This is a genomic window from uncultured Sphingomonas sp. (genome assembly GCF_913776855.1).
Lineage (GTDB): Bacteria > Pseudomonadota > Alphaproteobacteria > Sphingomonadales > Sphingomonadaceae > Sphingomonas.
In genome coordinates, this window is sequence record NZ_CAJYQD010000031.1 from 1 (window position 1) to 12,030 (window position 12,030).

At 66.8% G+C, this 12,030-nt stretch carries 14 protein-coding genes and 1 other RNA gene; 5 read left to right on the forward strand and 10 right to left on the reverse strand.

What is annotated here, in order from left to right:
- Positions 1 to 274: a transfer-messenger RNA gene (ssrA, locus tag QZ755_RS08055) on the reverse strand; the annotation flags it as partial.
- A 44-nt stretch (positions 275 to 318) separates the two neighbouring features.
- Here ssrA and QZ755_RS08060 point away from each other — a divergent pair.
- Complete coding sequence (locus QZ755_RS08060; RefSeq protein WP_294321721.1) at positions 319 to 750, forward strand: Rrf2 family transcriptional regulator; 432 nt, start codon at positions 319 to 321, stop codon at positions 748 to 750.
- Between the two features lie 94 nt (positions 751 to 844).
- Here the strand turns inward: QZ755_RS08060 and mscL are convergent, their stop codons facing one another.
- Entirely contained in the window at positions 845 to 1,312 is a 468-nt protein-coding gene (gene mscL, locus QZ755_RS08065) for a large conductance mechanosensitive channel protein MscL (protein WP_294321723.1), read from the reverse strand.
- Between the two features lie 80 nt (positions 1,313 to 1,392).
- Between mscL and QZ755_RS08070 the strand changes: the two genes are divergently transcribed.
- Genes QZ755_RS08070 through QZ755_RS08085 form a run of 4 tightly spaced genes read left to right on the forward strand, consistent with a single transcriptional unit; the run spans position 1,393 to position 4,077 of the window.
- Positions 1,393 to 1,983, forward strand: coding sequence for a LemA family protein (locus tag QZ755_RS08070; RefSeq protein WP_294321725.1), 591 nt, complete (start codon positions 1,393 to 1,395; stop codon positions 1,981 to 1,983).
- Between the two features lie 11 nt (positions 1,984 to 1,994).
- Positions 1,995 to 2,888, forward strand: coding sequence for a YgcG family protein (locus QZ755_RS08075; RefSeq protein WP_294321727.1), 894 nt, complete (start codon positions 1,995 to 1,997; stop codon positions 2,886 to 2,888).
- Positions 2,888 to 3,556 carry a hypothetical protein gene (locus QZ755_RS08080; RefSeq protein WP_294321729.1) on the forward strand — a complete coding sequence of 223 codons (669 nt, stop codon included), beginning with the start codon at positions 2,888 to 2,890 and terminating at the stop codon, positions 3,554 to 3,556. Before QZ755_RS08075 ends, QZ755_RS08080 begins: the two co-directional genes overlap by 1 nt.
- A complete protein-coding gene (locus QZ755_RS08085) occupies positions 3,553 to 4,077 on the forward strand; it encodes an NUDIX hydrolase (RefSeq protein ID WP_294321730.1) in 525 nt (174 codons plus the stop codon). Before QZ755_RS08080 ends, QZ755_RS08085 begins: the two co-directional genes overlap by 4 nt.
- 239 nt (positions 4,078 to 4,316) lie before the next feature.
- On the opposite strand, the gene QZ755_RS08090 is transcribed toward QZ755_RS08085, so the two are convergent.
- The 8 genes from QZ755_RS08090 to rpmF all read right to left on the reverse strand — a co-directional run bounded on the left by QZ755_RS08090 (position 4,317) and on the right by rpmF (position 11,912).
- A complete protein-coding gene (locus QZ755_RS08090; protein WP_294321732.1) occupies positions 4,317 to 5,075 on the reverse strand; it encodes a methyltransferase domain-containing protein in 759 nt (252 codons plus the stop codon).
- The gene (gene prfB / locus QZ755_RS08095) at positions 5,065 to 6,192 is read right to left on the reverse strand and encodes a peptide chain release factor 2 (protein ID WP_294321734.1); all 1,128 of its coding nucleotides are present in this window, start codon (positions 6,190 to 6,192) and stop codon (positions 5,065 to 5,067) included. The genes QZ755_RS08090 and prfB overlap by 11 nt, the downstream gene beginning before the upstream one ends.
- Positions 6,193 to 6,248: 56 nt before the next feature.
- Complete coding sequence (locus QZ755_RS08100; RefSeq protein ID WP_294321735.1) at positions 6,249 to 8,768, reverse strand: PBP1A family penicillin-binding protein; 2,520 nt, start codon at positions 8,766 to 8,768, stop codon at positions 6,249 to 6,251.
- Positions 8,769 to 8,965: 197 nt separating this feature from the next.
- On the reverse strand, positions 8,966 to 9,322 hold the full coding sequence (locus tag QZ755_RS08105) for a MerR family transcriptional regulator (RefSeq protein WP_294321737.1): 357 nt from the start codon (positions 9,320 to 9,322) through the stop codon (positions 8,966 to 8,968).
- A 10-nt stretch (positions 9,323 to 9,332) separates the two neighbouring features.
- The gene (locus tag QZ755_RS08110) at positions 9,333 to 9,632 is read right to left on the reverse strand and encodes an integration host factor subunit alpha (RefSeq protein ID WP_294321739.1); all 300 of its coding nucleotides are present in this window, start codon (positions 9,630 to 9,632) and stop codon (positions 9,333 to 9,335) included.
- Positions 9,633 to 9,705: 73 nt separating this feature from the next.
- Positions 9,706 to 10,677, reverse strand: coding sequence for a beta-ketoacyl-ACP synthase III (locus QZ755_RS08115; protein ID WP_294321741.1), 972 nt, complete (start codon positions 10,675 to 10,677; stop codon positions 9,706 to 9,708).
- A complete protein-coding gene (plsX, locus tag QZ755_RS08120) occupies positions 10,674 to 11,705 on the reverse strand; it encodes a phosphate acyltransferase PlsX (RefSeq protein ID WP_294321743.1) in 1,032 nt (343 codons plus the stop codon). The genes QZ755_RS08115 and plsX overlap by 4 nt, the downstream gene beginning before the upstream one ends.
- Before the next feature lie 27 nt (positions 11,706 to 11,732).
- Positions 11,733 to 11,912 carry a 50S ribosomal protein L32 gene (rpmF, locus tag QZ755_RS08125; protein ID WP_294321745.1) on the reverse strand — a complete coding sequence of 60 codons (180 nt, stop codon included), beginning with the start codon at positions 11,910 to 11,912 and terminating at the stop codon, positions 11,733 to 11,735.
- Positions 11,913 to 12,030: the final 118 nt, after the last annotated feature.

Sequence of the window (12,030 nt, forward strand, 5' to 3'; positions counted from 1 at the left end):
TTACGCCGCAATCGCGAGTGCTTCGTTATCGTTGGCACTTGTGTGTATGGGCCGTTGCGGTGGTCCCATTCCGAACGAAAACAGCGCTTTTCAACACACGTCGATCCTGGTTCGGCCCCGTCAGAAACGGTGTCCAGAAACACCACCTTATGGTGGAGCCGCCGGGTACTGCCCCCGGGTCCGCTGCGTCTATTGCACGCCGCAGTTTATCGTCATAGCCGGCTGGAAGCCGACATTGGGGCATATAGGCGGTCGGGACCGCTTTGAAAAGAAGCGTACTTCCCATGGCCGCGCCCAAGTGGCATGGGCGATCGGATCATGCTGACCCAGCGTTCCCGCTATGCGCTTCGCGCGATGCTGTTCCTTGCCGAACAACCCGCGGGAGAGGCGCCAATGCCGATGCACCGGATCGCCACCGCCGCGAACGTGCCGCGCAAGTTCCTCGAACTGATCCTTGCCGACCTGCGCGAGGCAGGGTTCCTGTCGTCGACGCGTGGCAAGGCGGGCGGGTATCACCTCGCCCGGCCGGCGCACCTGATTTCGCTGGGCGAGATCATCCGCGTGATCGAAGGGCCGCTGGCGCTGGTCCCGTGCGTCAGCCGCACCGCATACCGGGCGTGCGGCGATTGCAAGGACGAGGCGAGCTGCGCCATCCGCCACGCCATGGCACGGGTCCGCGACGAAACCGCGCGCATCCTCGATGGCACCAGCCTGGCGGCGGCCGCCGCGCAGGAACTGGCCGCGGCCTGACCCTTCCGTATCCCCGCGCAGGCGGGGATTCAGGGTTCCACGCATTGCCGCCGCGTTCCTGGCGCTGGACCCCCGCCTGCGCGGGGGTACGGAATTATTCGGGCAGCTTCTTCGCGGCGCGCAGTTCGTCGCGGATTTCGCGTAGCAGCGCGATTTCGGGTGGGTCGGCGGCGGGCGGTACGTCACCAGCCTTTTGTTCCTGATGCACCGTCGCGATCGCCCGGTTCACGAATTTCACCAGCAGGAACACGATGAAGGCGAGGATGACGAAGTTGATCACCACGCTGACGAACTGGCCATAGCCGAACAGCGGGACGCCCGCTTCCTTCAGCGCGACATAGCTGTCGGGGCTGCCCTTGTAGGTCGCCGGGATCGGACCGAGCTTGATGAAATAGCTGGAGAAATCGAAACCGCCGAAGATGTAACCGATCACCGGCATGATCATGTCGTCGGTCAGTGATTTCGTGATCGTGCCGAACGCCGCGCCGATGATGACCCCGACCGCGAGGTCCAGCACGTTGCCGCGCGCGACGAACGTCCGGAATTCCTTGAGCATCGACATGACTCCCTCCCGTCTTAGCCGCTTGAGGGTGCCATAGTGCTTCGATACGGTGGCATCAGGCAAGCATCAGGTGGGATAACATGCACATGCGGCGGGCGATGGTGGTGATGGCGGCGGTGCCGCTGGCGGCGTGCGGCGTGAACAGCGTGCCGACGGCCGAGGAGAATGTGAACGCCAAATGGGGCGAGGTACAGAACCAGTATCAACGCCGCGCCGACCTGATCCCCAACCTCGTCGCGACGGTGAAGGGCTTTGCGAAGCAGGAGGAGCGCGTACTGACGCAGGTCACGCAGGCGCGTGCCGCGGCGACGTCGATCAACGTCACCACCGACGACCTGTCCGATCCGGCGACGTTCCAGCGGTTCCAGGCGGCGCAGAACCAGCTGACCCAGGCGCTGGGCCAGTTGCGTACCGTGGTCGAGGCGTATCCCCAGCTGACCAGCAACCAGAATTTCCTGTCGCTGCAATCGCAGCTGGAGGGGACCGAGAACCGCATCAGCATCGCGCGCCGCGATTATAACGAGGCGGTGCAGGCCTATAACACGCGTATCCGCACCTTTCCTGACGCGATCGGAGCCAAGGTCTTTTACGGCGCGAAACCCAAACAGAGCTTCCAGGCACAGGCCGGGGCGGAGGTCGCGCCGCAGGTCGATTTCGGCAATTCGAACTGACGCGCGGCCCCATGCGGCGCATCCTGTTCTGCCTGTGGATAAGTCTGTGGACGGTTTGCGCGCTGCCCGCCAGCGCGCAGACATTTCCCAAGTTCACCGGGTTGGTCGTCGACGATGCGAACGTCCTGCCGCCTGAGACGCGTGCCGATCTGACACAGAAATTGCAGGCTTTACAGCGGGATACTAAGCGGCAGTTCGTCGTCGCGACGATCGGCGACATGCAAGGCTACCCCTTGGAGGAATATGGTTACCGGCTGGGCCGCGCTTGGGCCGCCGGGTTGAAGGATGTGGATAACGGGGTCATCCTGTTCATCGCGCCGAACAATCCCGGTGGGCAACGCGGGCCGCGGATCGAGGTCGGCTATGGTCTCGAACCGATCCTGACCGATGCGATATCGAGCGCGATCATCCGGCAGCAGATGATGCCGAAGCTGAAGGAAGGCGATGTTCCGGGGGCGATGACCGCCGGGGCCGATGCGGTAATCGCGCAGCTGCGGCTTAGCCCCGAGGAAGCACAGGCACGTGTCGACGCCGCCGCAGCGGCGTTCGACCGAGGGCGGCAGCAGCGAACGTCGGGATCGGATGGCGGTGCGGTGATCGGCATCGTCTTCTTCGTCGGTGTCGGCCTGTTGATCTTCGGCATCATCGCGGTGTCGAGTCGACGACGGCGCATCGGTCCGTGGGGCCGGCCACATCGCGGCAGCACGGCGGGCGATGTCGCGCAGGTCGTCCTGTGGTCGATCGCCGACGAACTGGCGCGCGGCGCGATGCGCGGCGGCAGTTGTGGCGGGGGATGGTCCGGCGGCGGGTCGTCAGGCAGCTCCGGCGGCGGGTGGAGCGGCGGCGGCTTCACCGGCGGCGGTGGCGGATCGTTCGGCGGCGGCGGCGCGTCGGGGAATTGGTGATGCAGTTGACCGACACCGACCGCGCGCGCATCCGCGATGCGGTAACCCAGGCCGAGGCCGCGACCGAGGGCGAGATCGTCGTCGTGCTGGCGCGCCGGTCCGACGCTTATCACGATGTCGGACTGCAAATGGCGGTGCTGGCGATGCTGCTGGTGCTGGTCGTGACCGCGCTGTGGCCCACCTGGCTGCTGGCGTTGCATGGCTGGGCCGAACCATGGGGCGATGCCCCTACCCCGCTGTTCCTGCTGACGACGCTTGGCTGGGTGCAGGGCGCGGTGTTCCTGATCGTACGCTATGCCTGCGCATGGATGCCGCTGCGCATGGCGCTGACCCCGGCGTCGACCAAGGCGCGGCGGGTCCATGCCCGTGCGCTGCTGCTGTTCCGCGCTGCCGCCGAACGGCGCACCGTGGCGGCGACCGGCGTGCTGCTGTACCTGTCGCTAGACGAGCATCGCGCCGAGCTGATCGCCGAAGCCGCGATCCATGACCGGGTCGAGCAGGCGGTGTGGGGCGATGCGCTGGCGGCGTTGCTGGTGGCGTTGAAGGCGGACCGTCCCGCCGACGGTATCGTCGCGGCGGTCGGTGCGATCGGCGCGGTGCTCGCCGAACATTTCCCGATAGGAGCCAAACCCGTGAACGAACTTCCCGACCGGTTGATCGAACTATGATCGACGCCGATGCCCCCGAAGAGGTGATGTGGGCGGGCCGCTTCATCACCGCGAAGAAACGCGGCCGCTGGGAATATGTCGGCCGGGCGAACGGCATCGGTGCGGCGGTGATCGTCGCGATCGATGCGGGTCACGTCTTGCTGGTCGAACAATATCGCGTGCCGCTGGGCCGCAACTGCATCGAATTGCCGGCGGGACTGGTCGGCGACGATAGCGAGGGCGAGGCGGCGGCGGTGGCGGCGACGCGCGAGCTGGAAGAGGAAACCGGCTATCGCGCGGGCACGATGGTGCCGCTGGGCGAATATCATTCGTCGCCGGGGATGGTGTCGGAAAGTTTCACGCTGTTTCGCGCGGGCGAACTGGTGAAGGTCGGCGACGGTGGCGGGGTGCCGGGCGAGAATATCACCGTCCATCGGGTTGCGCTCGACGGGATCGTAGCGTTCCTCGCCGGGCAGCGGGCGGCGGGCAAGGCGGTCGATGTGAAGCTGTTGTTGTTGCTGGCGCCGTACCTTCTGGGGTGAGCTTCCTCCAAGCGTAGCGCGAAACAGGAAGAAGCGGGCCCCCGGATCAAGTCCGGGGTGACGGGGTGGAGTGGTTATCCTCTCCACTCCTTCCCCCGTTCGCTTCGAGCGCAGGTTCGAGCCTGTCGAGAACCGTAGTCGAGAAGGCGGTGCCCCACGCGACCGGTTTTCGACAGACGCTTCTTGACTGCGCTCGAAGCTGCTCGAACCGAACGGAATGGGTGCGGGACGGGGAGAGGTCAGCCCTTGGGGCTGGGCGTCGCACCGGGCGTCGGCACCCTGCACGGCACGATCGTCTTCGGCTCCGGCCTCGCCCCGTCCGGGGTGAACATCGCGATATAGCCGCCCGCCGAGGGCATCTTCTGCAGCTCGACCAGCTTGTAGCCGACCGCTTCGAATTCGCATTTCAGCAGCGCGGGCGGCGTGCCGTGGTTCTGGGTACGACGGTCGGCGTCGACCACCACCACCTGCCCACCGCTGCGCAAGGACGGGCGCAGGTTCCACAGGAACGCGTACGGCTCGGCGATCTCGTGGTACATATGGACCATCAGCACCCGGTCGAAGCTGTCGATCGGCAGCTTCGCATCGTCGGGTTCGCCCAGCCGGACGCTGACATTATCCAGCCGTTCGCGCGCCACCCGCTGCGCCAGCGCATCGCGGATCTGCGGGATGATGTCCTCGGCCAGCACGCGGCCGTCCGGCCCGACGCGCTGCGCGAGGCGGATGGTGTAATAGCCCTCGCCCGCGCCGATATCGGCGACGGTCATGCCGGCTGCGATGCTGGCCTTGTCCATCACCAGCTCGGCTTCGTTCAGCCGGTCGCGCGCCTCTTCGGTCGACCAGCGCGCCGACACGATCGTCGCCACCGGCCGGTCGGCCTTCGGAAAGGCGGGCTTGTCCTCCCGCTGCGCATTGGCGGCCGGGTTCGGCTGCGTCGCATCGCAGCCGGCCAGCAACAACAGCGCAAGCGGAAGGGCATGGCGCATCTCAGTCGACATCCTCGACATCGACCGATTCGCCGGTCACCCGCTGCGACAGCGCCGCCGCCATGAACGGGTCGAGCGCACCGTCCAGCACGTCGCCCGGCGCGGTCGAGACGACGCCGGTGCGCAGGTCCTTCACCATCTGATACGGTTGCAGGACATAGGAGCGTATCTGGTGGCCCCAGCCGATATCGGTCTTGGTCGCGTTTTCGGCATTCGCCTCCGCCTCGCGGATCGCCAATTCGCGCTCGTACAGGCGCGCGCGCAGCTGGTTATAGGCTTCCGCCTTGTTCTTGTGCTGCGATCGCTGGTTCTGGCACTGGACCACGATGCCGGTCGGGATGTGGGTGATGCGCACCGCCGAATCGGTGGTGTTGATGTGCTGACCACCGGCACCCGACGCGCGGTAGGTGTCGATGCGCAGGTCGCTTTCGTTATATTCGACCTCGATATTGTCGTCGATCACCGGATAGACCCAGATCGACGCGAACGAGGTGTGGCGGCGCGCCGCGCTGTCATAGGGGCTGATGCGGACGAGGCGATGGACCCCGCCCTCGGTCTTGGCGAAGCCATAGGCGTTCTCGCCCTTGATCAGCAGCGTCGCCGACTTGATGCCGGCCTGCTCGCCCGAATGCTGGTCGACCAGCTCGACCTTCATGCCGCGGCGTTCGGCCCAGCGGGTGTACATGCGCTGCAGCATCCCCGCCCAGTCCTGGCTCTCGGTCCCGCCGGCCCCGGCGTTGATCTCGATATAGGTGTCGTTGGCATCGGCTTCGCCCGACAGCAGGGCCTGTACCTTGTCATGGTCCGCACGGCTGGCCAGTTCGGCGAGGTTCGCGACGCCCTCCTCGGCCATCTCGGTATCACCCTCGGCATCGGCCATCTCGATCAGCTCGACGGTGTCGGCTAGGTCGCGTTCGATGGTGCGGGTGGCGGTGATCGCCTCGTCCAGCCGGCGGCGTTCGCGCATCACCTCCTGCGCGGCCTTGGGATCGTTCCACAATGCCTGATCCTCGACGCGTGCGTTCAGCTCGTCGAGCCGGCGCAGCGCCCGGTCCCAGTCGAGAAAGCGGCGCAGCAGCGCGAGGGCATCGTTGATCTTGTCTACATGGGCTTGCGCTTCGGCGCGCATGGGGAAAACTCCGGGAATAAGTAATCAGGGGGAATGCCGCCGATATAGGGCGCGCGCTAGTAGATTCCCCCTTCGCGTTGCAAGAAGTCGCTGTCGCGCGGTTGCGCTGCCTTCACCTGTGGCGCGGCGCGGGTCGGATCGCGGGTGACGGGGGCGCGGGCTTCGCCAAGGCGGCCGCTGGCGCGGCGGGCCTCGGTCTCGGGCTTGAACGCTTCCCAGATGATCGCCGCCTTGGGGTCGGTCGTCGGCCAGCCGCCATAGACCGGGCGGCCGCTGGCGCGGTCGATGCGGACCATGCGGATGCCGGCGGGGGCACGGAACGGCAGCACCTCCATGTCCTTGTACGCCTTCATCGCGAACGCCTTGTAGATCGGCGCGGCGATCGTCCCGCCCTGTGCATAGCCGCCCAAGTTGCGCGGGGTGTCGAAGCCCAGATACAGGCCGGCGATCATCTGCGGCGATCCGCCGACGAACCACACGTCGGTGGGACCGGTCGAGGTGCCGGTCTTGCCCATGATCGGACGGTTCAGGTCGCGCAGCGTCGTGGCGGTACCGCGCTGGATCACCCCTTCCATGATATGCACCATCTGGTACGCGCTCATCGCATCGACGACCTGTCGCGACTTGATCTGCGGGCGAGGCATCGGCCTGCCGTCCCAGTCGGGCGCGTTGCAGCGGTCGCAGGCGCGCCAGTTTTCGGGCAGGATCACCTTGCCACGCCGGTCCTGCACGAAATCGATGACGCTGGGCTTCAGCTCGCGGCCCTGGTTCGCCAGGATCGAATAGGCGTTGACCATGCGCATGACGGTCGTCTCGCCCGCGCCCAGTGCGTAGGAGAGATAGGGCGGGAATTTCTCATCGCTGACGCCGACGCGCTGGATCAGGTCGTTGACCTTGTCCATGCCGGTCTGCGCCGCCGCGCGCACCGTCATCAGGTTGCGCGACTGTTCGACGCCCCAGCGCATCGTGTGCGGGCCGGCGCCGCCGCCGCCGAAGTTGCGGAAGCATTTCTGGCCCAGCCGCCCGCCCTGGTTCACGCAGAACGGGCCGTCGACGATGATCGAGGCCGGGGTCATCCCCGCCTCCAGCGCGGCGGCATAGACGATCGGCTTGATCGTCGATCCGGGCTGGCGCATCGCCTGCGTTGCGCGGTTGAACGACTGGATGCGGCTGTCGAAGCCGCCCTGCATCGCGAGGATGCGACCGGTGCGCGGGTCCTCCACCACCATGCCGCCCGAGACGCGCGGGACCGAGCGCAGCGACCATTGCGACCCGGCGGGGGCGACCGCGAGGATGTCGCCCGGCTGGATCGCGGCAAAGGCGGTACCGCCCTGCCCCCGGACCGGCATCACCGCATTGCCGCGCGGCAGGACGCCGGTACGCCCGTCGGCAAAGCCGATCCGTGCCTCGCCGCCATCCTTCGCGATGACGATCGCCGCCTGCCAGTCCTGATAATCGAGGGCGATGTTGGTGTTGAGCAGAACCGACTGCCAGTTGTCGTCGTCGACCTCGGCGCGCGGCTTGTTCAGCGGACCCGACCAGCCGCGCCCCGAATCGAACCGGATCAGGCCGCTGCGCAGCGCGTCCTGCGCATCTTCCTGCAGCTTGGGGTCGAGCGAGGTGCGCACCCACAGGCCGCCGGCATAGACGCTGTACGGGCCGTCCTTCGCATTCTCGCCGAACTGGTTGAGGAGCTGGCGGCGGACTTCCTCGATGAAATAGCCGCCGGCGGTTTCCTTGCGCGGGGTCTGGCGCGGGATGGTGCCGAGCGGCTGGGCGACCGCGTTGGCGCGCTGGGCCGGCGTGATGAAGCCGTTGCGCTCCATTTCGCCCAGCACCCAGTTGCGCCGGGCGATCGCGCGGTCATAGCCGCGCTCGGGCGTATAGTTGGACGGCCCCTTGGGCAGGATCGCCAGATAGGCCATTTGCGGCAGCGTCAGCTCGCGCAGTTCCTTGCCGAAATAGGCGTGGGACGCCGCTTCGACGCCGAACGCATTCCGGCCGAGCGCGATCTGGTTGAGATAGAGTTCGAGGATCTGCTGCTTGGTCAGCGCGCTTTCGATGCGATAGGCGAGCAGCGCTTCCTTCGCTTTCCGGACATAGCTGACCTCGTTGGTCAGCAGCAGGTTCTTCGCCACCTGTTGCGTGATGGTCGACGCGCCGATCGGGCGGCCGTTGCGCGTCAGGTTGGTGAACATCGCCGCCGCGATGCCGGGATAATCGACGCCGTGATGTTCGAAGAAGGTGCGATCCTCGGCAGCGAGGAACGCCTTTACCAGCAGCGGCGGATATTCGGCATAGGACAGCTGCACGCGGCGTTCGCGGGCATAGCTGTGGATCGGATCGCCCTCGATTCCGCGCACATTGGTCGGCAGCGGCGGTTCGTAGGCGCGCAGCGAATCGACCGATGGCAGCGTGCGCCACAGCAACAGCCAGATGAGGAACACACCGATCCCGGCCAGCAGGAAGGCGATGGCCGGCAGGCGGAACCACCACCGTCGCCGGATACGGGCGAAACGGGCGCGCCGGCCGGATCGGGCGGCGTCGGGAGTGGCTTCGGTGTCGGATACGCTCATCGCCCGCGCGGTTTAGCAGGTTTGGGCGTGGGGGAAAGCGGGGCGTTTCTTGGGCCTCGCCCCGGATACGTCATCCCAGCGAAGGCTGGGATCTTCCGGTTGTAGCGCGGGACAGGGGTCGATGGAGGCCCCAGCCTGCGCTGGGACGACGCTTTGGGGAAGCGGGATAGCGGATCAGGTCTAGGGCGACGAAAGGCCTATTGATCCACCGCCAGCGCGTCGGACAGCAGCGCCCGGATCGCGCGCAGTTCCGTGATGCGGGCGGCGCGGCGGGGTGCAGGCGCGACCGGCAGCGGCGCCTTTGCCTCCTGCGCCAGCAATTGCTGCACGCCGCGCACGGTATAGCCCTGTTCGCCCAGCAGGCTGTGGATGCGGCGCAGCAGCGCGACGTCCTCCGGCCGGTAATGGCGGCGGTCGCCGGCGCGGGTCAGCGGCTTGATCTGCGGGAAGCGCCCTTCCCAATAGCGCAGCTTGTGCTGCGGCACCCCCAGATCGCGCGCGACCTCGCCGATCGTGCGATAGGCGCCGGCCGATTTGTCGACGGGGGGCGCCAACCCGCCCCGATCAGCCCGCCGCGACGATGCGGTCGCGCATCATCTGGCTGGCACGGAAGGTCAGGACGCGGCGCGGGGCGATCGGCACTTCGACGCCGGTCTTGGGATTGCGGCCGACGCGTTCGCCCTTGTCACGCAGGACGAAGCTGCCGAAGCCCGAAATCTTGACGTTCTCACCCTTCGACAGGGCTTCGCACATCGCGCCCAGAATCTGTTCGACCACACGGGCGGAATCGGCGCGCGACAACCCGATTTCGCGGTGCATTTCCTCGGCGAGGTCCGCGCGGGTCAGCGTGCTGTCGGATGCCATCGGTTCTAGTCCCTCTTCGAAATACCACGAACCGGTAGCACGGCGTATACGAAGTTTCAAAAATACGAAAGGATTACCAACGCACTACGGCGGCGCCCCAGGTAAAGCCACCCCCCATCGCCTCCAGCACGACGATGTCGCCGCGCTTGATCCGCCCGTCCTTCACCGCGACGTCGAGCGCGAGCGGAACCGAGGCGGCGGATGTGTTGGCGTGACGGTCGACGGTGACCACGACCTTTTCCGGTGCGAGGTTCAGCTTGCGCGCGGTCGCATCGAGGATGCGGGCGTTCGCCTGGTGCGGCACGACCCAATCGACATCGGCCGGGGTCAGGCCGGCAAGGTCGAGCGATTCGCCCATGACCGTGGCGAGGTTCACCACCGCGTGGCGGAACACTTCCTTGCCCTTCATCCTGAGCTTGCCGACGGTGCCGGTGGTCGACGGACCGCCATCGACATAGAGCAGCTGGTTGTGGCGGCCATCGGCGTGGAGCCGGGTCGACAGGATGCCGCGGGGCGTATCGGCGGCGGCATCGTCCTCCGCCTCCAGCACGATCGCGCCGGCACCGTCACCGAACAGGACGCAGGTGGTGCGATCCTCCCAGTCGAGGATGCGGCTAAAGGTTTCCGCACCGATAACGAGCGCACGGCGATGGACGCCTGCGCGCAGCATCGAATCGGCGACCTGCACCGCGTACAGGAAGCCCGAACACACCGCCGCCACGTCGAACGCGACGCAATCGTCGATGCCGAGCGCCGCCTGCACCTTGGTCGCAGTCGCCGGGAAGGTCTGGTCCGGGGTGGCAGTCGCCAGCACGATCAGGTCGATCTGCGCCGGCTCCAGCCCGGCGGCCGCGATCGCGGCACGCGCGGCATCGGTCGCGAGCGTCGCGGTCGTCTCATGCTCGGCGGCGATATGGCGGAACCGGATGCCGGTACGCTCGACGATCCATTCGTCGGACGTGTCGACGCGCTCGGCAAGGTCGGCATTGGACACGCGGTTGGCGGGCAGCGCCGATCCGGTGCCGGTGACGATCGCGCGCATCATGCTGCCTGTGCCTCGATACCGGCCAGATCGCTGGCGATGCTGCGGGTCAGGTCGTCGCGGACCATCTTCGCCGCGACCTGGATCGCGTTCGACACGCCGATCGCATTGGCGCTGCCATGGCTCTTCACCACCAGCCCGTTTAGGCCGAGAAAGACCGCGCCATTATGGTTGTTGGGGTCCAGATGGTGGCGCAGCAGGTCGGTCGCGGGCTTGGAAATCAGGAACCCGATCTTCGAGCGCACCGACGAACGGAACGCCCGCTTGAGCAGGTCGCCGACGAAGCGTGCCGTGCCCTCCGCCGTCTTGAGCGCGATATTGCCCGAGAAACCGTCGCACACGACGACATCGACCTGTCCGCGCGACAGGCGATCCCCCTCGATATAGCCGGTGAAGGTCATCGGCAGATGGGGGGATGCGCGCAGCGTCGCCGCCGCGTCCCGCACGCTGTCGATCCCCTTCAGCTCCTCGGTCCCGATGTTCAGCAGCGCGACGCGCGGCGAATCGAGGTCGAGCGCGGTGCGGGCATAGGCCGCGCCCATCACCGCGAACTGGACGAGATTGCGGGCATCGCACTCGGCATTGGCGCCGAGGTCGAGCATGACGAGATCGTTGTCGCCGAGGCTCGGCAACAGCGCCGCCAGCGCCGGACGATCGATGCCGGGCATGGTACGCAGCGCAAGCTTGGCCATCGCCATCAGCGCGCCGGTATTGCCCGACGACACGGCGGCGGCGGCACGCCCCTGCTTCACCAGGTTGATGGCGATCCCCATCGACGTGGTTTTCGCCCGGCGGATCGCCTGGCTGGGCTTGTCGGAAGAGCCGACAACCTCAGGCGCGTGGACGATCTCCGACGCGGCACTGAGGTTGGGATGCGATTCGAGACCGGCACGAATCGCCGCCTCGTCGCCGACCAGCAGGAACCGCATCGATTCGTGGCGTCGCCGGGCATGGGCGACGCCAGCGAGCATGGTGGCAAGCCCTTCGTCACCGCCCATCGCGTCGATGGCGATCCAGGACCCGTCAGCCATGCGTGCTTCCCTGTCCGGTTGCGCGGTTTACGCGTCGACCGAGACGACTTCGCGACCGTTATAGTGGCCGCAAGCGGTGCAGAGGTTATGCGGACGCTTCAGTTCGCCACAGTTCGGGCACTCCTGGAACGACTCGATGCTCAGCGAATCGTGGCTGCGACGCATACCGCGCTTCGAGGGCGAGGTCTTTCTCTTGGGAACTGCCATTTCGGCACCTTTATTACGTGGGTATCAGTTGGTTTCGCTACCAACTGACGGCGCGGCCCAGGCAAGTGCCGGACCACAGTGCGAGGCCGGCAACCCGCCGGACCGGCAGACAGGCTGG